Source organism: Mesorhizobium sp. ANAO-SY3R2, from assembly GCF_042466635.1.
Lineage (GTDB): Bacteria > Pseudomonadota > Alphaproteobacteria > Rhizobiales > Rhizobiaceae > Aminobacter.
The window spans coordinates 1,008,749-1,031,153 of sequence record NZ_CP159955.1; the positions used below are offsets into that span (position 1 = coordinate 1,008,749).

Annotated in this window: 19 protein-coding genes; 10 read left to right on the plus strand and 9 right to left on the minus strand. The window is 63.4% G+C overall.

Features of this window, described 5'->3' with window-relative positions; genetic code table 11:
* Positions 1 to 24: 24 nt before the first annotated feature.
* Positions 25 to 1,008, minus strand: coding sequence for a zinc-dependent alcohol dehydrogenase family protein (locus ABSY17_RS09665; RefSeq protein ID WP_378952557.1), 984 nt, complete (start codon positions 1,006 to 1,008; stop codon positions 25 to 27).
* A gap of 155 nt (positions 1,009 to 1,163) precedes the next feature.
* Here ABSY17_RS09665 and ABSY17_RS09670 point away from each other — a divergent pair, with 155 nt between their 5' ends.
* Both ABSY17_RS09670 and ABSY17_RS09675 read left to right on the plus strand, forming a co-directional pair.
* Positions 1,164 to 2,786 carry an ABC-F family ATP-binding cassette domain-containing protein gene (locus ABSY17_RS09670; RefSeq protein WP_378949764.1) on the plus strand — a complete coding sequence of 541 codons (1,623 nt, stop codon included), beginning with the start codon at positions 1,164 to 1,166 and terminating at the stop codon, positions 2,784 to 2,786.
* A 195-nt stretch (positions 2,787 to 2,981) separates the two neighbouring features.
* Positions 2,982 to 3,323, plus strand: coding sequence for an RcnB family protein (locus ABSY17_RS09675; protein WP_378949766.1), 342 nt, complete (start codon positions 2,982 to 2,984; stop codon positions 3,321 to 3,323).
* Positions 3,324 to 3,392: 69 nt separating this feature from the next.
* On the opposite strand, the gene ABSY17_RS09680 is transcribed toward ABSY17_RS09675, so the two are convergent.
* The 4 genes from ABSY17_RS09680 to ABSY17_RS09695 form a co-directional block, all read right to left on the minus strand.
* Positions 3,393 to 3,878 (minus strand): hypothetical protein, encoded by a 486-nt coding sequence (locus tag ABSY17_RS09680; RefSeq protein WP_378949768.1) that lies wholly within the window; start codon positions 3,876 to 3,878, stop codon positions 3,393 to 3,395.
* A gap of 120 nt (positions 3,879 to 3,998) precedes the next feature.
* Complete coding sequence (locus ABSY17_RS09685) at positions 3,999 to 4,166, minus strand: Thivi_2564 family membrane protein (protein ID WP_378949769.1); 168 nt, start codon at positions 4,164 to 4,166, stop codon at positions 3,999 to 4,001.
* Between the two features lie 51 nt (positions 4,167 to 4,217).
* Positions 4,218 to 4,574: a hypothetical protein gene (locus tag ABSY17_RS09690; protein WP_378949771.1), complete on the minus strand. Its 357-nt coding sequence runs from the start codon at positions 4,572 to 4,574 to the stop codon at positions 4,218 to 4,220.
* Positions 4,575 to 4,816: 242 nt separating this feature from the next.
* Complete coding sequence (locus ABSY17_RS09695) at positions 4,817 to 5,314, minus strand: EF-hand domain-containing protein (RefSeq protein ID WP_378949772.1); 498 nt, start codon at positions 5,312 to 5,314, stop codon at positions 4,817 to 4,819.
* Between the two features lie 738 nt (positions 5,315 to 6,052).
* Here ABSY17_RS09695 and ABSY17_RS09700 point away from each other — a divergent pair.
* Together ABSY17_RS09700 and ABSY17_RS09705 are read left to right on the plus strand one after the other, a co-directional pair.
* The gene (locus tag ABSY17_RS09700) at positions 6,053 to 6,262 is read left to right on the plus strand and encodes a cold-shock protein (protein WP_378949774.1); all 210 of its coding nucleotides are present in this window, start codon (positions 6,053 to 6,055) and stop codon (positions 6,260 to 6,262) included.
* A gap of 107 nt (positions 6,263 to 6,369) precedes the next feature.
* The gene (locus tag ABSY17_RS09705; protein WP_378949776.1) at positions 6,370 to 6,600 is read left to right on the plus strand and encodes a hypothetical protein; all 231 of its coding nucleotides are present in this window, start codon (positions 6,370 to 6,372) and stop codon (positions 6,598 to 6,600) included.
* Positions 6,601 to 6,738: 138 nt separating this feature from the next.
* On the opposite strand, the gene ABSY17_RS09710 is transcribed toward ABSY17_RS09705, so the two are convergent.
* The 3 genes from ABSY17_RS09710 to ABSY17_RS09720 are packed head-to-tail and all read right to left on the minus strand — an operon-like array spanning position 6,739 to position 10,476.
* Positions 6,739 to 8,823, minus strand: a complete 2,085-nt coding sequence (locus ABSY17_RS09710) for a glycosyltransferase (protein ID WP_378949778.1) — start codon at positions 8,821 to 8,823, stop codon at positions 6,739 to 6,741.
* Positions 8,820 to 9,764, minus strand: coding sequence for a glycosyltransferase family 2 protein (locus ABSY17_RS09715; protein ID WP_378949779.1), 945 nt, complete (start codon positions 9,762 to 9,764; stop codon positions 8,820 to 8,822). Before ABSY17_RS09715 ends, ABSY17_RS09710 begins: the two co-directional genes overlap by 4 nt.
* Positions 9,765 to 9,774: 10 nt before the next feature.
* Entirely contained in the window at positions 9,775 to 10,476 is a 702-nt protein-coding gene (locus ABSY17_RS09720) for a glycosyltransferase family 2 protein (RefSeq protein WP_378949781.1), read from the minus strand.
* A gap of 892 nt (positions 10,477 to 11,368) precedes the next feature.
* Between ABSY17_RS09720 and ABSY17_RS09725 the strand changes: the two genes are divergently transcribed.
* Positions 11,369 to 11,716 carry a hypothetical protein gene (locus tag ABSY17_RS09725; RefSeq protein ID WP_378949783.1) on the plus strand — a complete coding sequence of 116 codons (348 nt, stop codon included), beginning with the start codon at positions 11,369 to 11,371 and terminating at the stop codon, positions 11,714 to 11,716.
* Positions 11,717 to 11,786: 70 nt separating this feature from the next.
* Here the strand turns inward: ABSY17_RS09725 and ABSY17_RS09730 are convergent, their stop codons facing one another.
* Positions 11,787 to 13,067 (minus strand): hypothetical protein, encoded by a 1,281-nt coding sequence (locus ABSY17_RS09730; RefSeq protein ID WP_378949785.1) that lies wholly within the window; start codon positions 13,065 to 13,067, stop codon positions 11,787 to 11,789.
* A 383-nt stretch (positions 13,068 to 13,450) separates the two neighbouring features.
* On the opposite strand from ABSY17_RS09730, the gene ABSY17_RS09735 reads away from it, so the two are divergent.
* From ABSY17_RS09735 to ABSY17_RS09755, 5 genes are all read left to right on the plus strand, one after another.
* The gene (locus tag ABSY17_RS09735; protein WP_378949787.1) at positions 13,451 to 14,548 is read left to right on the plus strand and encodes a hypothetical protein; all 1,098 of its coding nucleotides are present in this window, start codon (positions 13,451 to 13,453) and stop codon (positions 14,546 to 14,548) included.
* A 239-nt stretch (positions 14,549 to 14,787) separates the two neighbouring features.
* Positions 14,788 to 15,636 carry a family 16 glycosylhydrolase gene (locus tag ABSY17_RS09740; protein ID WP_378949789.1) on the plus strand — a complete coding sequence of 283 codons (849 nt, stop codon included), beginning with the start codon at positions 14,788 to 14,790 and terminating at the stop codon, positions 15,634 to 15,636.
* Entirely contained in the window at positions 15,636 to 18,140 is a 2,505-nt protein-coding gene (locus ABSY17_RS09745; protein WP_378949791.1) for a hypothetical protein, read from the plus strand. Before ABSY17_RS09740 ends, ABSY17_RS09745 begins: the two co-directional genes overlap by 1 nt.
* Complete coding sequence (locus tag ABSY17_RS09750) at positions 18,137 to 20,029, plus strand: hypothetical protein (protein ID WP_378949792.1); 1,893 nt, start codon at positions 18,137 to 18,139, stop codon at positions 20,027 to 20,029. The genes ABSY17_RS09745 and ABSY17_RS09750 overlap by 4 nt, the downstream gene beginning before the upstream one ends.
* 51 nt (positions 20,030 to 20,080) lie before the next feature.
* The gene (locus ABSY17_RS09755) at positions 20,081 to 22,360 is read left to right on the plus strand and encodes a tetratricopeptide repeat protein (protein WP_378949793.1); all 2,280 of its coding nucleotides are present in this window, start codon (positions 20,081 to 20,083) and stop codon (positions 22,358 to 22,360) included.
* Positions 22,361 to 22,405 lie beyond the last annotated feature (45 nt).

The following is a 22,405-nucleotide window of genomic DNA, read 5'->3' on the forward strand; positions in this document are numbered from 1 at the left end:
TCGCAGCGGCGAGAGGGCAGGAAGTCAGGGCACCAACACGGCCGCGCCGCTGATCTTGCCGGACCGAAGATCGTCGAGCGCCTCGTTGGCGCTTTCCAGCGGATAGGCGGTTGTGTGGGCATGAACGCCGGCCTGCTGGGCCACGGGGAAAAACTCCTGGCCGTCGCTGCGAGTCAGGTTGGCGACCGAAACAAGCTCGCGCTCGCCCCACAGCAACTGGTAGCGCATGGCCGGAATGTCGCTCATGTGGATGCCGCCGCAGACGACGCGCCCGCCTTTCCTGACAAGGCCGAGTGCTGTGGGCACAAGGCCGCCGATCGGGGCGAAGATGATGGCGGCGTCGAGTTCATCAGGCGGCTTGTCGTCGGAGCCCCCAGCCCAGACGCAGCCGAGCGACATGGCGAGTTCCTGCGCGGCACGATCGCCCGGACGGGTAAAGGCGTAGAGGTCGCGGCCCTGCCACTTCGCCACCTGGGTGATGATGTGAGCAGCCGCGCCGAAGCCGAACAGCCCAAAGCGCTTGCCGTCCCCGGCCTTCTTCAGGCAGCGCCAGCCGATCAGCCCGGCGCAGAGCAGGGGCGCCTGCGAGACAGGATCTGCGGCGGCATCGAGCTCGAAGGTGAAGCGCGCATCGGCAATCACATGCGTGGCGAAGCCGCCATTGCGCGTGTAGCCGGTGAATTGCGGATTGTCACACAGGTTCTCGCTGCCCATCAGGCAAAAGCGGCAATGCCCGCAGGCAACGCCCAGCCATCCCACGCCGACCCGGCGGCCAAGCAAGATTTGCTCCACGCCGCCTCCGAGCGCGTCTACCCGGCCGACGATTTCATGGCCGGGGATCAGTGGAAGTTTCGGGTCGGGAAGCTCGCCATCGACGACGTGTAGATCGGTTCGGCAGACAGCACAGGCCTCAATGCGGACCCTGACCTCGCCGCGCTCTGGCACGGGTTCGGGCAGCTCGACGAGCCTCAGAGGCTGGCCGGTTTGCTCCAGCAACATCGCCTTCATCACCATCAGGGAATTGTGAGCGCAGCACTTGTTATCTGCAAGCGCCGCCTGAGGCGCGACTACGTGGCACCGAATGATTTGCGGACGAAGCCTTCCTAAGGCGCGACCCATGTCGTATTGGCCCGGGGAAACTCCCCGCACCCTGGACCCCGTGAATGATACGTCTCGAAAACATCGGTAAGCAGAACGGTAAGCAGCTCGTGTTTATCGAGGCCTCGGCAGCGCTCCAGAAGGGCGAGAAGGTCGGCCTCGTCGGTCCCAACGGTGCCGGCAAGACGACGCTGTTCAGGATGATCACCGGCCAGGAGCACCCCGATGAGGGCCAGGTCTCCGTCGATCGCGGCGTGACCATCGGCTATTTCAGCCAGGATGTCGGCGAGATGGCCGGCCGCAGCGTCGTCGCCGAGGTCATGGACGGCGTCGGTCCGGTCAGCGCCCTGATCGCCGAGATGGGCGAGCTCGAGGCCGCCATGGGCGATCCCGATCGCGCCGACGAGATGGACGAGATCATCACCCGCTATGGCGAGGTGCAGGGCCGCTTCGAGGAACTGGACGGCTATGCGCTCGACGGGCGCGCGCGCGAGGTGCTGGATGGCCTTGGCTTCTCCCAGGAGATGATGGACGGCGACGTCGGCAAGCTGTCGGGCGGCTGGAAGATGCGCGTGGCGCTCGCCAGGATCCTGCTGATGCGTCCCGACGCGCTTTTGCTCGACGAGCCGAGCAACCACCTGGACCTGGAAAGCCTGATCTGGCTCGAGGATTTTCTCAAGGGTTATGACGGCGCGCTTCTGATGACCTCGCACGACCGCGAGTTCATGAACCGCATCGTCAACAAGGTGGTGGAGATCGACGGCGGCGCACTGACCGCCTATTCGGGCAACTACGAATTCTATCAGCAGCAGCGCGCGCTGGCCGACAAGCAGATGCAGGCCCAGTTCGAGCGCCAGCAGGCGATGCTTGCCAAGGAAATTGCCTTCATCGAACGTTTCAAGGCGCGCGCCTCACATGCCGCCCAGGTGCAGAGCCGGGTCAAGAAGCTCGACAAGATCGACAAGGTCGAACCGCCCAAGCGCCGCCAGACCGTTTCGTTCGAGTTCCAGCCGGCGCCGCGCTCGGGTGAGGACGTGGTGACGCTGAAGAACGTGCACAAGCGCTATGGCAGCAAGACCATCTATGAGGGTCTCGATTTCCAGGTTCGCCGTAAGGAACGTTGGTGCATCATGGGCATCAACGGTGCGGGCAAGTCGACGCTGCTCAAGCTGGTTGCCGGCGCCTCCGAGCCGGACACCGGCTCGGTTGCCCGCGGACCCAGCGTGAAGATGGGCTATTTCGCCCAGCACGCCATGGATGTGCTGGACGGCGACCGCACCATCTTCCAGCAACTCGAGGACACGTTCCCGCAGGCTGGGCAGGCGCCGTTGCGCGCGCTCGCCGGCTGCTTCGGCTTCTCCGGCGACGAAATCGAGAAGAAGTGCCGGGTATTGTCAGGCGGCGAAAAGGCCCGCCTGGTCATGGCGATGATGCTGTTCGATCCGCCGAACCTTTTGGTGCTGGACGAGCCGACCAACCATCTGGATATCGCCACCAAGGAGATGCTGATCACTGCGTTGTCGCAGTATGAGGGCACCATGCTGTTCGTCTCGCACGACCGCCACTTCCTGGCAGCCCTGTCCAATCGGGTGCTGGAGCTGACGCCCGAGGGCATCCACACCTATGGCGGCGGCTATACCGAATATGTCGAGCGCACCGGCCAGGAGGCGCCGGGACTGCGCAGCTAGGTAGGCGCAGCTTGCCTGAGATGTAGCGCCCCAACTGCGACGGCTGGGGCTCCAGGCTTGCGCATGCCCGTTCTTCGAAGGGATGGGGACCTATATAAGCGTCTGAAAATGTTACGAAAATGTAATGGAGGCGTTCACATTGGGTTCACGCGCTGGCGTCTAGACCTAGGGCGTCAACGTGAAGGAGCCTCCCAAATGAAACGTGTAATTCTCGCAGCTGTCGCCTTTTCGATGTTCGCCGTTCCGATGGCGCAGGCCCAGCAGCGGCATGACGCCCCGCGCTGGCAGCAGCAACAGCAGCCCCACTACGGCCAGAAGCAGCATGGTCGCGACCAGTACAACCAGCACAAGAAGAAGCATCATTGGTCGAAGGGCGAGCGCGTGCCGGACTGGCGCCGCAAGCAGGCGTTGCGCGACTATCACCGCTACGGCCTCAAGCGGCCCGGTCATGGCCAGCGCTGGGTCAAGGTCGACAACGACTTCCTGCTGATCAGCATGGCTTCGGGCATCATCGCTGCGGCCGTTGCCGGTCGCTAAGCTGGGTTCAGAAGATTGGTCGGAAGGCGGCTCTGCGGGGCCGCCTTTTTCATCGGGAGATTGGGGCAGTCAGGCGCGGAACGACCAGAACAGGCAGGCCAGCGTAGCTGCCGCAAAGATGGCGAAGAACAGGCTGCGCAGCAGAACGTTGCGCCTGAGTTCGTTCATTGCCAAATGGCAGCCGACGATGGCCGCGACGAACAGGAAACGCCAGTTGAGGAGCGCCCAGGGCGCGCTTGATTGGCCAAAGGCCCAGCGCGCGGCGAGGGTGCCGACAATGGTCGCGAACAGGGCAATGACGGTCCAGTAGAGCGTGTCCGCCGCATTGAGCAGGACCAGGCTCGCCGCCTTGAGCGGCAGGATCATCATCAGCATCGCAGCAAAGAAATAGACCGCGGCGAGTGGAATGAAGCTGTCGGCACTTGCGATGCCGTCCAACCGTTTCATGCCGGTCATGCCGAAAGGATAGCCCTGGCGCGCCACCATGAAGCTAAGCGCCATCAGAAGGGCCGTCAGGATGGCGATCAAAGCGAATGAGGCGATCGCCTTGTGCATGACAGACCTTGTTGCTTGCGACTCGGGGCTGTCACTTGCCTAGCGCGCCGCCAGGATATTTCCAATCCTTGGGATCGCAAGCCACATGGGGGCAGCCTGGTGGCGGCCCGGATGCCGGCATCAGGATGCTACGAGAAACCTGAAGAGGGAGAGAATGCCGATCAGGAGAACGATGACCTGCACCATCCGTCGGATCTTTGGGTCGAGTGGCAGGCGTTCGACGAGGTAGACGATCAGGATGATCACCAGGAAGGTAGTCAGGATGTTCAACACCAATGAAGCGGCCACGCAGTTCCCCTCGTCGATTTACGACAGGCGGTCGGCATAGGCGGCCGAAGGCTAGTGCCAGCGCCGTTCCGATTGATTTGCCGCCCTGGCGACCGCGATGCCGAGCAGGAATCCGAGCACGCCGACCATGCCGAGCAACGCCGTCGTGGTGCGTGGGTGCTCCTTCGCCACCTCCGAGACCGAATGGGCCTGGGTTCGCAACTGTCTCGCAGCTCTTGCTGCACGCGTCGACGCCGTCTGGTAGGCGTCGCCGGCTACCAGCTTGGCTTCGTCGAGCATCTCGCCGCCGCGCTCGGCAATCGATCTGTTGATCTTGGCGATCTCCCGCCGCAGTTCAGATATCTGCTTCTCGAACGCCTTCTGAATGTTTTCGGCGTTGGCGAGTTCGCCCTTGAGTGTGTCAGCCATCCGTCTTTCCTCTGAGGAAGCAACGCCGGAGAAACGGCGCGGTTGGCGATTGGTTCCCGTGAGCCAGAGAGCTGCCGTGCCGTTGCTCCGAGTTGGAGGGCCTCGTCATTGGCCAGAATGGCGTGGGCCATCTAGCGACTTCGTCGTCGCCAGGCCTGGAAATGGCCAATATTTTCAGCGCATTCGCGCAGCATTTCCAGTCAGGTGGCCCACGCTGTCATGACACTGCATCGAGCCCCGCCCTAGTTGCGCAGGAAGGCCTCGACTTCTTCCACCGTAATCTTGCCGTCCTTGTTGACGTCGATGGCGTCGAAGATCCGCTTGTGGGCGGTCATTATCTCTTCGAAGGACAGGGCTCCGTCGCCGTTCGTGTCCAGAATGGCGAACATGATCTTGAGCGGGGCATGCTTGCGCATCATGGCATGGCCCATCATCTTCTCGCGCATCATGCGCATGCCGGGCCGCTCTTCGCGCCATTCACCGGGGCGCATCCGCTGTCCGTCGCCTTGCCATCCTTCAGGCGGTCCGGAATCCTCGTCCTGCCCGTCGTCCTGGCTCATTCCTGGCCTTTCGCCCTGTCCTTGGCGCTGAAACCTGCCGGGTCCCTCTCCTTGCCATTGCTGGCGCATTCCTGGCTCGTCTCCGCGCCATTGGCCTTCCTGAGCCTTGGCGCCAACCGTCATGCCGATGGCCAGGATTGCGGCCAACGCTACGCCACTGGTCAATGATCTTGCCGTCATGGGAAACTCCTTGCCTTCGGGCCGCGAGGGCCCGTCCAGTTGCAATTGTGTTTCTGCCTTCGTTGCGGGATCGCTGCCGGGCTTCGGCGGAATGACCAAACGCACCGCCCGCATACGTGATCGACCATAAGCCGAAGACGCCATGGCGGCATTGCGCTTGGTCAAGAAAGGCAAAAAACCGGGCACTGGAGTTTGCCGGCCGTCCTGGTCCTGGGAGTTCCAGGCCGGAAAATGAAAAAAGCGGGCAAATGCCCGCTTCCCTCTGGCGCCTGAGACTTGCATGCCGCCGGTACATTCGTGGTCGGCGTGCCATCAATCAGGGCAAATGCGACGGTTCAAGGCGAAACCCAACATCGTATCTCGATGAGCGTTCCTCTCCCGGCGAACCAGCCGATGGGTCTGATATGGGGTATGGCGCGCCGGATGGCAAGGAAATAGTTTTTTGCCGGATCGAAAGCTTAAACAGCGTCGCTTACGTTGGTCGGCGTTTTTGGTGTATTTTTTGTGTATAATGTTCGGCTTAGGCGACACAGGAAAAGGCCGTTTTTGCAATCTATTTCCCAATACGCCTTGATGTCGGCGCATTTGGGGGTTATGTTAAATAAATCGATCTTGCTGTTGAACTTTGTTCCGAGCGCTGAGCGCCCCTACGATCTTCCCCCTCAAAATCGAGCTGAAACAATCGTCAAGCATTCTGTTTGTCGAATACTTCACTATGTCGATTGAAAGGTTATCGTCATGGCTACAGGCACTGTAAAGTTCTTTAATTCCACCAAGGGTTTCGGATTCATTCAACCGGATTCCGGCGAACAGGACGTTTTCGTTCACATCTCGGCGGTCGAGCGCGCAGGCATGCGCACCATCGTCGAAGGTCAGAAGCTGAATTTCGATGTTGTTCGCGACAACCGTAGTGGCAAGAGTGCTGCGGAGAACATCCAAGCCGCATAACGACATGGTCTCCGGTCATTGACCACGGATGTACTGGCAATACCGTCGAGACAATCTGAAGAAGGTCGGGGACTCCCCGGCCTTTTCTGTTTGAAGGAGAGCTCGCGATGGCGCGATCCATCACCAAGGAAAACATGTTTGCAACCCCTCTGAACAAGTCGGAGGCGAAGGGCGACGTGACGACGCGGGTCGCCCAGTCGATCATCGACACGGAGATCGCGGCAAGGGAGGCCAAGACAGCACGGCTCAAGGCTGCCCGGCTGGAGATGGAGGCGACCCAGGAGCCGTTGGCCATTGCCAAGAAGCCAACTCGCAAGAAGCCGGCGACGCACAAATAGCGGAACAGATTGTCGTCGCCGTTCGGCGGCGTTGCCGTGCAATTCAAGCGCAGGGGCACGCGCCAATGGCGCCAAGGTTCTACACTTGGCAACTCAATCGCGCAGGGGCGATCTCGATCGGCACCAAGGCTGGGCGTGTCAGCCGCCGACATGGGCATAATGCTGAAAGCGCCGGACCATGCGCCAGCCCGATGCGACCAACCTGTCGGCGGGCGGGGCGACTGGCAGCACCGGCTGGGTCAGGAACTGGCGCAGTTCGGCTGGGCCGATTTCGCTCGTAAGCACGATCCGTGACAGCGTGAAGGGGTCTTCCGTCGTCGTGGTCAGGGCGTGTCGGACGCGGCAGGCCGACTGGAACCCTGCGCCCCGGACGAGTGCTCGGGTGGTGCGGCTGGAATAGCCGTGCGGATAGGCAAAGCTCTGCACCGGCCGCTTCAGGCCGTGCTCGAGAGTGACCTTGCTGCCGTGGATCTCGCGCGCGGCCTGGTCGGCCGGCAGGATGTCGAGCTGGGGATGGCTGACCGTGTGCGCGCCGATTTCGATGCCTTCGCAACTAAGCGTGCGAAGTTCCTCCCAATTGAGCATCTTGCGCTTGCCTTCGCCCGAGGCGGCGAGCCACTGGCTGGTCTTGCCGACGAGGCCGGAGACCACATAGAGCGTCGCGGCAAAGCCGTAGCGCTCGAGGACGGGCATCGCTCCGGTCAGAAAGTCATGCAGGCCGTCGTCGAAGGTAATGGCAACGGTGCCCGGTGGCACGGGCCTGCGCTCGCGGAAGATGGTGGCGAGCGCCGAAATCGTCACCGGACGGAAGCCGCCTTCGGCAAGCACCCGCATATGCCGGTCGAGTTCTTGCGGCAGCATCATCCAGCGCCGGTAGGCTGGGGCGCATTCGGTGTCGATGCTGTGGTAGAGGAGGATGGGCACGGACGGACGCATGGGCGAGGCTCCTCCCTTGAGGGTTTCCTGTGAGTCCAATGCTTGCGCAGAAGCTGGCATTGGGCTGCGCGCTGCCGCCATGCGGCTGCGCACATAGCCGGGCACGCCGGCGGCTATGCCAAGTCTCTCGCGCCAGACGAGCGAACCCGGATAGTCGCCCGGAAGACGCTGGTTCTTGGGCGACGAGGGACCGGCCATGTGGGCGATGCCGGCGGGCAGGGCGCGAGCGAGCCGCAGGGCGGCCGAAGGGTCTTCGACCACGACCTTGGTGAGATAGGCGCCAAGGCCCATGCCGTAGCCGAAAGCCTGGCGGCGCATGCCTTCCTCGCCGCGGCGATGGTGGTGCCAGACCAGCGCGCGCGGCTCGTAGACGATCTGGAAACCGGCCTGCAGAACGGCATAGAAGGAGGCGAGGTCGTCGCCGCCGCGGGCCAGCGTGCCGGCACCCAGGGCGGAATCGAAGCCGCCGATCTGACGCAGCGCTTCGGTTCTGAAGGCCATGTTGGCCCCCGATCCGAACTGGCCGGCGGTGAAGGGGAACAATGTTCCGGACGGCCGGTTGCCGGCGAGATCGAATACCTTGCGCGCAAAGCCCTTGCCGAAGCCGCCATGCCGTTCGGTCCAGAACTGGGCGCGGGTGTCGAGTTCGGCCGGCAGGATCAGCCCGGTGACGCAGCCGACCCGTCCGGCCTGGTCGAAGTTCGCCGCCATCGCCGCGACCCAATTGGGGTCGACGACGACATCGTCGTCGGTGAAGAGGGCGAACTCGCTGGAAAGGTTGGCAAGACCGGCATTATGGGCGCGGCCGAGCCCGGGAATGTTCTCGCGGACGTAGCGGACCGCCTTTGGTCCGGCATAGCGGGCGGCGATCAGGTCGGCGGTCTGGTACGAGGACGGCGCGTTGTCGACCACGACGATCTCGAACGACTGGTAGGTCTGGGCGATCAGTGAATCCAGGCATCGGGCCAGGCTGTCGGCACGGTCGTGGGTGGCTATGACGACACTGACGAATGGCCCGTCCGTCTTGGGCAGCGGTGCGTCGGGCTGCAACTCGGCCTGTTGGACGGCGGTATCGCTGCCGATGCGGGCGCGTAGCTCGGCATTGGTCAAGACATCGCCGTCAAATTGGAACTCCGTCGTCGCGATCGGACGACCCTGGCGCCGGACCAGGCAGAAAACGCCGCCATAGCGCTTGCCGCTCGACGGCTCGATCATCGCGAGATCGGCCATCGGCTTGCAAACGTCGACGTCAAGAATCTTGATCGGTCGGAAGGCCGGATCGCTCATGCTTGCCTCCGTGCGCTGGCCAGTCGCGCGCCGATGTAGCCGACCGCCGTGTAGCCAAGGCCGAAGAAGATGCCGCCGGCGCGGGCCAGGGCCCAGGGGTCCAGCTTGAATATAGCCTCGCCGATGGCGCGGGCCACCCCTGCAGGCAGGACGCGCATGACATAGCGGCTCTCGCTGGCCAACCCGTCTTCGGATCCGACGGCGTTGACGACCAGCGTCTTCGAGCGCCCTTCGGCAAGACAGCGCTTGCGGAAATAGTGCCATCCGGCGCGTTCAGCGGTCACCTGGTGCTGCACGCCCATGTTCGGGTCATAAAGTATCTTTGCTTCCGGGATGGCCTGTTGTGCCCGGATGCAAAGCTCGGTCTCCTCGCAACCGGCGGCGTCGGCCGCGGTACGGCCGATGCCTTCGCGGAAGCCGCCGGTCAGGTCGAAGACGTGGCGCCGAAACGACATGTTGCAGCCTATCGGGTTGCGCACCCGCTCGACTCTCTCCGGCTGCCCGCGATAGCTGCAACCGACGACCCATTGGAACTCTTCGGGAAACCAGCGGGGTCGATCGACTTGCCAGAGGGGAGTGACCTTGCCGCCGACACTGATGACGGCATCGTCGTCATAGTGCGGCAGCATGCGCTCCAGCCAGTCCGGAGCAGCCACCGCATCGTCGTCGAGGAAGGCCAGGATGTCGCCGCGCGCCCGCCTGATGCCGGTATTGCGAGCGGCGGAGAGACCGCGCAGGCCTTCATTTGCGACGACCTTGAGCTCCGGATAGGCGGTGAAGAAGCGCACCCACAGTGGCATGTTGTGGTCGATGACCACAATCACCTCCATGGGGCTGATGCGCTGTGCCAGTACCGAGGCGATGGCGCGGTGAAGCTGCTCGCGCCGGTCGTCGGAATAGGCGCAGATAATGACGGATACCGTTAGCCCCAACGCAACCATGGTCGCCCGCCTAGATGCTGGGTTGCTGCAGACCTGCCATGCCACGGGTGCGCGGCGGAATTCTGGTCCGTCGCGTAATGCCCAGCCTGACGATGGTCTTCAGCACGCGCCAGCCGTCCGGGAAGGTGCGAAGATTGCTCACGCCGTGGATGCGCGGGAACTCCTTGCTCGCCACCTCGAATACGTTGAGGTTGGCGCGCAGCGCCTGCACGTTCATCTCGGTTTCGATCTCGAAGCCGGTTGCCTGCTCGAGATTGAGGTAAGGCAGCACATCACGCCAGAACGCGTTGTAGCCATAGCACAGGTCGGTGAACTTGCCGCCGAAGCGCAGGCGCACGAGCCGCAATAGGCCCCAATTGCCGAGCTTGCGATACCATTCCATGTCGGTGGTGTCGCCGCCCTGCATGAAGCGCGAGCCCTTGACGAAATCGGCCCCGGCAAGCAGTGCGCCAACGAATGCGGGGATTTCGCCGGGATCGGCCGAGCCGTCCGCGTCGATGGTGACGATGATGTCGCCGCTGGCCGCGTTGAAGCCGGTGCAAAGCGCGGCGCCCTTGCCACGGCTGCTCTGCTGAACCACGACGATGTCAGGAACCAGTGCCCGCGCCACGGCGATTGTGTCGTCGGTCGAGTTGCCGTCGACCAGGATGATTTCGTCGACCCAGGCGGGAATGTTGGGAAGCACGTGAGGCAGGTTCTTGGCTTCGTTCATGGCCGGAACCACGACGCTTATGCGAGGTGCTCCGCCCAGGGGCATGCCTGCCAGTTTGAATATTTCCGTTGCAGGCCGATGCGGAAATGCTGCCGCTGTCATACCGGTTGCTCCAACTCTGTGTGGTGGCATTGCGCAGCGATCATGCGTGCCAGAATAGCCGCATGCGGAACATCTTTCCTGTTGGAAACCACGAGTTCAGACCCAGGATGTTCCTGCGGAAAATCTGGACGCAAGTGCTTTGAGACCCCACTCGCAAAAATAACACTACCAATCTGTTTACGCCTTGTAAACCATATCAAGTAATACTTTGATATAGTAAGTATTTTTTGCGAAATCCGAAATCTATGTGGGCTCTGACGATGTATGAGACCGTCTGATGTGCAATTTTTACTAGAATTCAGTTCGTCGAGATTAGCTCATTCCGGCTGAGCGCGTGCCACGACGGTTAACGTATTCGGCATGCCGATCCATGCCTTATATATTAGAGATCGCTTTATTATCTCTTTCTGGCGCTGATATCTAGCGATACGTATCATGGCAGCCGATTGCTCAAGAAAAGACCCGCGATGGTTGCAGGCGCGAATGTCGGTGGTGCAGTCAGTCGCAATATTGTGATCGGAACGAGCGCGCCTGCCGGCGCCTTCCCGACACGCCTTGCGGGGCGCTTTTCCATGTCGTCGCAGCCGTCGGGAGGGGCAGCGCACTGCCTGTCCACAACAGTTTGTTGGCAAGGGCACGGATTGCGCGCACCGGCCCATGACGCCTCCCGAAGTCCATGCTAATTTGCCCGGTAGCCATAGACTACAGGGGGCTCTGCAGCTCTATCGTCGCGCGATTTCGAAGGGGCCGGCAGTTCGATCGGGGATGCCGGATTGTTTGAGGTACGAAATTGGCCAACTCGCATCTGCCGGAAGATCCGCCCACGCCGGACCCTGTCGAAGCCTGGGTGCTTCTGACGAAAAGGTGGGATCTCGCCTACAAGGCCTATGTGTCGGCGCGCAGCGCCCGTGAGGACGACGAAGCCGCATCGGGTATTCCCAACACAGGGTTGCAGGCAGATGAAGCGCGCGAGCTCGCGACGCTGGCCGAGATCAAGTCGGAAATGGATCGGCTGGTCACTGCGACGCGCCAGCAGCGCTCGCCTCTCGGCGAGACGATCGTCGTGGGCACGATCAGCGCCGGTGAGGGTGGACCGGACGATGCCGACAGGACGAGCGAGCCGCCCTCCAAACCTTGAGCCGCGCGCTGCGGTCGTCCGGGCAATCGCTGGAACAAGTCATAGGCCGCTGGAACGGTAGTTTGAAATCCTAAGTCGTCGGAGCCTTGGTCGGGCGAATGCGCGCGCGTGCTGAAAAGCCTGTCGCACCCAAAATCATCGACGGCAGGCGCTTCAGGGCGGTGGCGCCGAAGCGAACGGCCATGGCCGCGAAGGGCAGGGGATCGTCGGCGGCGAACCAGGCATACTCGACCGATTTGGCGCATTTGTCGGCACCGTCGCCGCGACCGCCGAATAGCCGGGAGGGCATGTCGAGGTTTTCGACGATCAGCCGGCGCCCCGAACGCTGGGGAGCGTATGGTGCCGGTCGGCCAGTCAGGTCGAGATGCATGGCGCGGATGACATCCAGGTCGTTTTCGTCGGTGAACAGGCGGAAATTGGCGCCGGTCCTGGGATTGAAGTCGAGCAGCTTGTACTGCCCGTCGCGCCGGTCGAAGCGCCAGTCCATGTCGACGATGCCGCGGTAACCGATGGCCCGGAGAAAGCCGGTCGCGAGTTCCCTGAGCTGCTCGTTGGGCAGCGAAATCGCCGCCGTCGTCACGCCTGCGCGTGGCGGCCACGAACGCTGTTTCAGCCCTGTAAATGCGACGAGCGGACGCGATGCGTAGTCGCAACAGGCATGGAAGATCCAGTCTTCCGCTTCCTCTGCGGGGATGTATTCCTGGATGACGACTTGGGGGTTGCCCTCCCATTTCGCCGCCATGGCGAGCAGTTCGTCGCGGGTCGCCACGACCGTGGTGGCGCCGACCGCCGGCGTCGACAGCCTGATCCACGGTTCACTGTTCTTGACGACGACCGGGAACTGCATGGCTCGCAAAGCAGCGGCGACTTCGCCGGGCGATCGCGCGAAGCAGGTCTGCGGGGTGGGAACGTTGTGTTTGCGGCAAAGCTTGCTGAGCCCGAATTTGCTGGTGAGTGCCGAGACAAGTTCCGGATTGAGGTCGTGGTAGCGGAAATGCGGCCGCAACTCATCGGCGTGCCGCGACATCAGAAGCGCCGCTTCATCGTCGGTTGGTATCAGGATCGGCTTGTCGCCAAGCGCGCGCGCCGCGCCGATAAGTTCCGCGGGAATGGCAAGCGGGTCGCGCATCGCATGAGCCGGCATCACGATGCACGACGTCAGGTAGCGGGAGAAGGAGTATGGCGCCAGGCGGTCCTCGACCACGGCATGCACCGGCACGCCGAGCCGGCCCAGCGATCGTATGGCGCCGAGGCTGCCATGTGACAGCGGATAGCGGCTGACCTTGAACAACAGGGCGGGAACCTTGTCGTCGAGCGCCAGGGCCAGCGGCAGCGCCGATGTCCAGGCCATGTGGGTGACGTGTTCAGCGCCAGCGGCGGCGCATATCAGCACGACAGCACCGAAGGCGCAGGCTAAGGCTCCGACCGCAATGACACAATCGGTGCATGTTCGGGCTGCCACGCGGGCCGGCCGGGCCACGCCATTCCCGATCGCGGGGCCAAGCTTGACCCTCGGCATTTTGTGGACAGCAGAAAGTAGAGCAAGCACTCGAGCGGAGCTAAGCCACACGACAGACGCCTCTCCAGATCGATCGTACCCGAAACGGGCAGCGCCGTTGCGCATCCGACCCCGTCGCAATGATTACACTAACGCGCAAATCCGTCGAGCACCAACCTGCACTTTTTTCTTCACACAAGTGGGAGTTCCCTTCGGAGCAAGTCGGGTGTATTGGTATGGTCATGGTTCAGCGTAGCGTTCGACATCAGTGTTGGCGCAATATCAGCGGAACGATCGCGCGAATATGCGTGTCGGCCATCGCGTTGCTTGTGCATGCGACATTGGTCTATGCCGCGCCCGACGTGGTGCTTATGCCCACTGGCGACAAGGCGCTGGATGATGCCCTCAGGTCATCCCTCAACGTTCCCGAACTGGTGCATGTCGTCGACCCCAACTCTGCCAACGCACAGCAGGACTGGCAGTCGACGTTGCGGACCGAGCAGCTGCGGCTTGCTCAGATTCTAAAAGGCCGCGGATATTTACAGGGCACCGTCAACCTCTCGCACCTCGATGCCATAAGTAAGCCCGCCGCGCTTCCGCCGCTGGAACTGAGACCCGTTCCCGGGCCGCTTTTCCGGATCGGATCCGTGGAGGTCGCCGGCATTGACGACAGCGGCCTGGCTGCGCTGCGGGACGATGTGCGCAGCCAGATGGCCAATATCGTTGGCAAGCCGGCGCAGGCTGATCTGCTGTCGTATCTCGAGAGCGAGGTCCTCTGGCGGGTGATGGGCGCCTCCTATCCGCTCGCGCGAGTGAGCGGGCGCGAGGTCGTTCCCGACCCGGCCACGCAACTGGCCTCGGTCCGTCTCGTCATCGACAAGGGGCCGGCCGCCAGGTTCGGCGCGGTGACATATGACGGGCTGAAGCACATTTCGAGCAAGCAACTGGAGAGCATCGCTCCCTTCTCGTCGGGCTCGCCCTACGATCCGGAGCTTCTGGGTCGGTTCGCACAGGCGCTGAACGCCATGCCGGGGATCGCCTCGGCGCGAGTGCACCTGGCCGACAGGCAGAGCCCTGACGGCCGCATCCCTGTGAACGTGCAAATCGCTGAACGCGCGACTGTTCCGGCCGGAATTGCGTTTGTCGGTTCGGTCGGCGCGGCTGCGCTTGCCTTTGCCATCTTCGCGCTTGCGTTCCGGCAGTTGGCCATTGTGGGAGGGCCTTCGGAGCGAAGGCGTGCGATGGTCGCAATGGATATCGTCCTGTTGCCGCTATTTTTGGCTGCTGCAGCATTCGTGCTGCTGCGCCTCGGTGAATTCGCCTTCCCGACTTGATGGGGCCGCGTCATTTGACGGGCAGCCACGCGCTTGTGCTTCACTTTTGTATTAGCACTTTCGCAAATACCTTGACGAAGTCGATTGCAAGAAGTCCTAGTAGGTATCGCAGACGAAATTGATACGCTGACGGCGTTACGGCAGTCAGGCGCTTTACAACATCTCGTTTCGCGCCTGACGCTTTGCCTTTGACGCCCGCTCCGGCGAATTAAATTTGGGGAAACGGCGCGGGTTCCTGAATGGGCATCGGATATTGGGCAGCGGTTCTGACGGGACTTGCCTGCGCGGCTGGCGCGGGCGGTTTGCCGACATCCGAGGCGGCCGCGAACTCCCCACCTTATTTGCTCGGCGGCGACTGGGTCCGCGTCTTCAGCGACGAGTTCGACGGTTCGGCGCTCGACAGGTCCAAATGGACGACCTGCTACTGGTGGGACGATGGCGGATGCACCAACCTCGCCAACAACGAGCTGCAATGGTACCAGCGGCGGAACGTCTCTGTTGCCGATGGTAATCTGCGGCTGACGGCCCTACCGGAAACGGTGATCGGGCATGAGGGCAAGACCTTCGCCTACACGTCCGGAATGGTCACGTCAGGGCGCCTCTATGCCCAGCGGGCAGGGGCCGACCGCTTCGCTGCGCGCCAGGGCTATTTCGAGATCCGCGCCAAGATCCCGCGCGGCAAGGGACTATGGCCGGCGTTCTGGCTGCTGCCGTCGACGCAGGACGCGCGACCCGAAATCGACATCATGGAAGTCATCGGCAATGCGCCCGACGTGCTGGAGATGCATCTCCATTACACGGACGAGAAGGGGCAGAAGCAGAGCGTCGGCTCGAACATCAGGACCGTGGACCTATCCGCCGACTGGCACGTCTATGGCCTGGAGTGGCGGCCCGATGCCGTGATCTGGTACCTCGACGGCAAGGAAGCCTGGCGCTACCAGAACGCGCCGGGAATCCCGAACGAGCCGATGTACCTGTTGCTCAATCTGGCCGTGGGAGGCGATTGGCCGGGCGCTCCCGATGACAAGACGGTATTTCCGGCTGAATTCCTGGTCGACTATGTCCGCGTCTGGCAGCGAGGCGACTGATGAACATCCGTCCGCCGAGCATCCGCCCCGACGTGTCTCCGCAGCTTGAGCCGGCTGGCCTGGCGACGAGGTCGTCGGTCGTCGGCGCGGTGGTTCAACTGCTGAAGTCGTCGCTGCTGCTGAACGGCTATGCGCTGGTCGCCAATACCGGTCTGACGGCTGCCCTCGGCATGGCCTTCTGGGTGCTGGCCGCGCGCCTTTATCCGCAGGAGGCGGTGGGGATCGGCGGGGTCGCCATTTCCACCATGATGAGTCTGAGCAGCTTCGCCCAGCTGAATTTCGGCAATATCCTGGTCCGTTTCGTGCCCAGCGCGGGCCGTGGTGCGGGCAGGCTGATCCTGTTTTCCTTTGCGGTCGGCGCAGTGGTCTCCGTCGTCGCGGGCGGGGTATTCTTGCTGTTTGCCAATGCCTTCATGCCGCAGTTCGGCGTGCTTACCCACGAGTTGCGCTTTGCGTTCCTGTTCGTCGCCGCCACGATGCTCTGGACCATATTTGCGCTTCAGGACAGCGCGCTTTCGGGATTGCGGCAGTCCGTCTGGGTGCCGCTCGAAAATACCGGCTACGCGCTGGCCAAGATTGCGCTGGTGGTGCTGCTCGCCGGCACCGGTTGGGGTTGGCAGGCGCTCCTGGCTGCCTGGACACTGCCGATCGTGGTGTTCGTCATTGCAGTCAACTTCCTGATCTTTGGATGGCTGCTGCCGGCTCACGCGCGCGGCCAGAAGGCGGGCCAGGTTCTTGACCGTCGTTCCGTGGCCAGGTTTTTCGGCTGGGACTATGTTTGCGCCATCTCCATCATGGCGGCCTGGATATGCACGCCGCTGCTGGTGCTCAACATCTCCGGGGCCACGGCGAGCGCCCATTTCTACGTCGCCTGGACGATCTTCACTTCGCTCTACTATGTCGGTCAGTCGATGGGCACTTCGCTCCTGGCCGAGGGGGCGAGCGACAAGAGCCGCCTCCATTTGCTGGCCGCCGATGCGGTGGTCCTGACCGTTCTGCCGCTCGCAGGCTTTGCCGTTGCGGTCGTCGTCTTTGCACCCTTGATCATGGGGCTTTTCGGCGCAAGCTATGTCACCGGCGGAGCCTCGATCCTGCGCTTGTTCGCACTGGCGAGCCTGCCGGCGGGCTTGGTGGCGCTCTACCTCGCCTTTGCGCGCACCAAGGGTTGGATGGCCTCGGTCGCGGTGGTTGGTTTTGCCGTGTTCGTGCTGTCGCAAGGCATTGGAGCAATCCTGCTGTATCGCTACGGGCCGATCGGCATGGCTGTGGGCTGGCTTGCCGCCTACCTCATGATCCTGGCCGGAATTGCCGTCTACATGATCATCCGGAGCGGCCCGCAAGGCGTGGTCGACGGTCTGTTGGCGCTCGCCAGATCCAGCGCGGGCCTGGCCGCGCATTTTCGACCGCACCGCGCCGCGCCGGTCTTCGTGATGCCTTCGGAGCAGGGCCTCCTTTCGTTGCTCGGCCAAAGCGGATCGCCCGAGGCGTCTGACTGGCGTCCGTTGCAAGCCGAAGCGGGCCCTGACCTCGATATGATCTATCTTGGCAAGCCCTCTCGCTCCGGTCTTCTGATCGGAGCGAAGCGGGCACAGGCGCGCGCGGTATTGAAGGTAGCGCGCGGCCCTGGGGCGATACGCATGCTGGAGCAGGCGGCGGCGAAGTCGGCCGAGCTTCGCGCCGAAGCCCGGCGCCACAAGCTCGCATTCGAGATTCCCCAGATCCTGGCGATCCGCCGATCGCACGAGACGGTCGAATCTCTCGAGGCGCTTGCCGAGGGCGAGGGAGGGGCGATCGTACTTCGCAATCCAGTCCAGCGGCCCGCCGCGCTTGCGGTCGTGGCGCGCGCCATTGGTGACATGCACGAGCGCGCGACGGCCGGCGCCGTGGTCGGCGAGGACTGGATCGGCGAGTGGCTCGAACTGCCTGCGCGACGGCTGGAAAGGGCGGCGCAAACATTTCTGCCGTCGGCGCAGCGACATCGGGCCATCGAGGCCTTCCTGGGCGAACAGCGCGCCTTCTGGCATGGGTACAGCCGGCTCGGATGGTGTCATGGGGCGCTCGATGCGTCGAAGATCACCTTCTCCACGAAGGTCAGGCGCGCTCGGAAGCACGCGCCTGCCAAGCCAAGCCTCGCGGGGATATCCGGCTGGGATCGGGCACGGAGCGATGCACCTGACGGCTTCGACGCCTGCCATTTCGCCTTGTCGATGCGCATGCTGCTGCGTGGCTCGGAAATCGGCGACGTCGCCCGCGAACTGGTGTGCGCCGGCTGTTGGGAGGCCGAGGAGCGGGAGTGGCTTCTCGCCGGGGCGCTGGAGGGGGCGGCAAGTTCCGCCTGGGTTTATGACGAGCGGGCCACCAGGGCGCGGGTGGGACTGGCCTGGCTGAACCACGTTGCCGCGCGCCTGGAAGACACGGTCGGTCTTTGCCACAGCCGCCTTTGGGTGGCCTCCAACGTCGACCGCGTGCTTGTCGATATCGCCCGGAAAGGAGCGCATCCATGACCGCAGTCAACGAACCCGAAATCCAGCTGTTCCGGCCGATCGGCCAGGCTCTGCCCGGCGACGCCCGCGTGCACCGAATTCCGGCGACGGCGGCAGTGGTTTCCTTGCTTTGCCTTGCCGCGGCGGCGGCGGTGTGGCTCTACAGCCTGCCGCGCATCGATCCCGACGCACTTGACGATTTCGGACTTATCTCGATCCTGCCGCCGTCAATCTGGGTGGCCTATGCGCTTGTCGCCATCGGGTTTACGCTCAGCCTTCGGCGGGACCTTGCCACAACGCCCCTGCCGCTCGCGCATGTGGTGATGCTGGTGCTGCTGCTCCATGGCACGCCGGCGATCGCTTACGAGACGCTGCGTTATGCCTGGGCGTGGAAGCATGTCGGCATCGTCGACTATGCCCAGCGCTACGGCGAACTGGATGCAGCCACGCCATTTCTCGCAATTTACGAGAACTGGCCGGGCTTCTTCCTGGCCAGCGCCTGGGTAGCCAATCTCTTCCATCTTCGGCCGCTCGACGTCGCGGAATTCGCGCGCTTTGCGCCGTTTGCGTTCAATCTTCTTTACGTGCTGGTGCTGCAGTTCATCTTCCGCCAACTGACGGCCGATTGGCGCCTTATCTGGGCGGCCATCTGGTTCTTCGTGCTCGGCAACTGGATCGGCCAGGACTATTTTTCCCCGCAAGGCTTGTCCTATCTGTTCTATCTTTGTGTCATTGCGATCTGCCTTGGGCCGCTTCGCATTTCAGCAGGTTGGCTCCGCTATGCCGGGCCCGGGCTTTTGGGGAGCTTCTGCCGTGCGATTTCCGCTCTTTCGGGCGGCCAGCCTCCGGCAATGCAGGATGTCTCGCGGCCCTGGCGCATGTTCTGGGCGGCGGCGACTTTGCTGCTGATCGTTGCCACCACCGCGATACATCCCCTGACGCCGATGGCGCTCATCCTGGCTCTGGCCGGGCTGGCGTTTGTCGGCCAGCTGAGTGTCGGCTACTTCCTGTTTGCGTTTTTCGTCGAGGCGGCATGGCTGACCTATTTCGCGTCGAGCTATCTGGCCGGTGTGCTGCCCGACGTGGTGCGGCAGTTCGGGAATACAACAGGGGATATCAGGCTCGTCGACACCTCGACGGTCAGCTATGGCCAGATGATGGTTTCTTTCGCGTCGAGGTCGCTGACGGCGGCGATCGCGGCGATGGCGCTGTGGGGAGGCGTGCGCAGGCTCGTGGCCGGCTACCGCGACAGCACGGCGGCCGTGCTTACACTCGCCCCGGCGTTTCTGCTGGTCGCCACCGCCTATGGCGGTGAGATCGTCTTTCGGGTCTATCTTTTCGCTTTGCCTTTCTTGGCCTTCTTTGCGGCGGCGCTGTTTTATCCCGCGCCCTGGAATGACCGTGACCTTTGGCGGCGCGGCCTGATCGGCGCGATTGGGATCCTGTTCGCCTGTGGCTTTGTGATGGCCAACAACGGCAAGGACCGGCAGTACCGCTTCACGCCGGCCGAGGTGGAGGCCGCCGATTGGCTCTATCGCAACGCGCCCAAAGGGGCACTGATTGTCGAAGGGTCCAACAACTACCCCTATCAATTCCGGAGCTACGAGAACTTCACCTTCGTCACCATCTCCGACGAGGCCAAGCCGTCGGTGGCGGCGATACTCGCAGAACCTGCGGGAGAACTCGGCCGATGGCTGCAAGGCTCGCCAACTGGCGCCGGCTTCGTGATCATTACCCGTAGCCAGAAGGCTTATGTCGACGATCTTGGCGTGATGCCCAGGGGGGCGCTGACGGCCGTCGAAGCGGCCCTTGCCGCCTCGCCGCACTTCCGGCTCGTGCATGCCACGGTAGATGCCAAGATATTCTCGACCAACGGTCAGGCCGGCGTAGTCGGAAATTGGGTCAAATAGCCTTCGGGCGGGTGGCGCAAGTCATCCGAGACGATCCGGTTCGATCACATATTGTTTTATTGCGAAAATGGTCTTGCCGGCTGGTCATCATATTTGACATTGTTAATATTAGAGGCGACTGATGGGAGGGTGGCGTCGATGCGTGTCGCTTGGCTTGTCTGTGTTGGGGGCCTGGTCAATGGAATGCCAGCTACGGCCGGCACCGCCGAGGCGCTTCCAGCCGTTGCTCAAAACGGTTCCGGGCCCCTGTCGAACCCGGTCGGAACCACGCGCTCCTCAAGCTTGCCGCAGGTGGTCAGCGGGCTCGACCTGGAGGTTGCTTCCGCGCTGATCGGCCTCGGCGACCTCTATCTGGATGGTAAGGTCGCCATGGCGGACGGCAATCGCGCGCTGAACTACTATCGCGCCTTGTCCGACAAGGGCCGAAGCTCCTCGGTCTATGCGATGATCTCGCCCGTCGACCTGATCGGCAGGACTGCCAATGTGCCCGCCAATCCGCAAGCGGCCGAGGGCCTCTATCACGAAGCGGCCGACAAGGGCAGTCCGGATGCTTATCTGCGTCTCGGCAACCTTTACCGCGACGGCCGGGCGGTGGCGGCAGACCCGAAGAAGGCTTTTTTCTATTATCGCAGCGCGGCCGACGCGGGCAGCGACGAAGGCAAGTTGCGGGTCGCAGAAATGATGGTGCGGGGACAAGGCACCGCGCGCGACATTGCCGGCGGTCTCGGCATGGCGGAAAGGCTGGGAGAAGCAGGAAACGGCGACGCATTCGTGCTGCTTGGCGATCTCTATCGCCCCGGCGACGACAGCCAGGTCGCCAAGGATGCGGCCAAGTCGGTGTCCTACTATCGCAGCGCCGCAAGGCTGGGCAGCAACACCGGCAAGTTCAGGCTCGGCGAGATGACGGCGCTTGGGCTCGGAACGGCAAAGGACGTCAAGGGCGGCGTCGCGATCATCAGCGATGCCGTCGCGAAATCGAAGGACACCAGTGGGCTGGTGCTACTCGGCTATCTTTACAGCCGGACCGATGGCGGCGTGATCGCGATCGATCTGCCGGTCGCCTACGGCTATTTCAAGCGCGCGGCTGAGCTCGGCGACGAGACAGGCATCCTGCGCGCCGGCGAAATGTTGTCGCGCGGGCAAGGGACCGCTCGGGACGGCGCGCGCGGGCGCGACATGGTGCGCCGGCTTGCCGACAAGGGGAACACCTTCGCGCTGATATCGCTGGGCGACTTGCTCAGCGACGGGACGGCTGGCCCGGCCGACCTCCGCGCTGCGGCCGACGCCTACGAGCGGGCGGCGGAGCTGGGCCGTTCGGATGCGCTGCTCAGGCTGGGCGATCTGTTCAGCCTCAACGCGCTGTTCGCGCCTGACCACGTGCGCGCCTTCGACTATTATCGCCGGGCCGCCAGCGCGGGCGAATTTGCTGGCGCGCTGCGGGTCGGCGAGATGACGGTGCTGGGGCAGGGGACGGCGAAGAACGTCGAGGCCGGCCTGCGGATGATCTCCGAGCTTGCCGGCAGCGGCAATCGGGATGCGCTGGTGCTGCTCGGCGATTTCTTCAGCACGGAAAGCCGCGGCGCGGTGGCTGCCGATCCGGCCAAGGCCTTTGGTTTTTATCGCCAGGCGGCCGATCTCGGCAGCGTCATGGGGACGTTGCGCGCGGGCGTGATGCTGGCCCGCGGCAGGGGGACGGCTCAGGACGTGGCCGGCGGGCGGGCGCTGCTGCGGAAGCTGGCCGATGCCGGCAACCCGTTCGCGCTGGTGGCGCTGGGCGATCTTGCGAGCGATGGCAGTGCCGGGCCGCTCGATGGGCCAGCGGCGGTGGCCGACTACGAAAAAGCTGTTGCGCTCGGGCGCAACGACGCTCTGGTCCGGTTGGGCGACCTGTACCGGCAAGGCGCTGCCGTTCCGGTCGATGCGGCCAGGGCCTTCGGTTACTACAGCCGGGCCATGGCCTCAGGCGACGGGACCGGCAAGCTCAGGGTCGGCGAAATGATGGCGCGCGGCGAGGGCACGACCCAGGACATCGCCGCCGGGTTGGCGCTGCTGACCGAGGTCGGTCAGGCTGGTGACCAATATGCCTATGTGCTGATTGGCGATCTGCGCAGCACCGGGGCTGCCGGCCCCGTCGATGGTCAGGCGGCGGTGGCTGCCTATGAGAAGGCCGTCGCCGGCGGACTTTCGGACGCCTTGCTGCGGCTCGGCGATCTCTATCGTGATGGCAGGGGCGTGCCGGCCGACGGCAAGCGTGCGGCCGAATATTACCTGAAGGCGGTCGATATGGGCAGCTTCGCGCAGTCCGCGCAGCAGCCGAATACGCCGAACTGAGTGGCGGCGGCGGACCTTCCGCCGCGTGATGGGACGGTGCGCCCG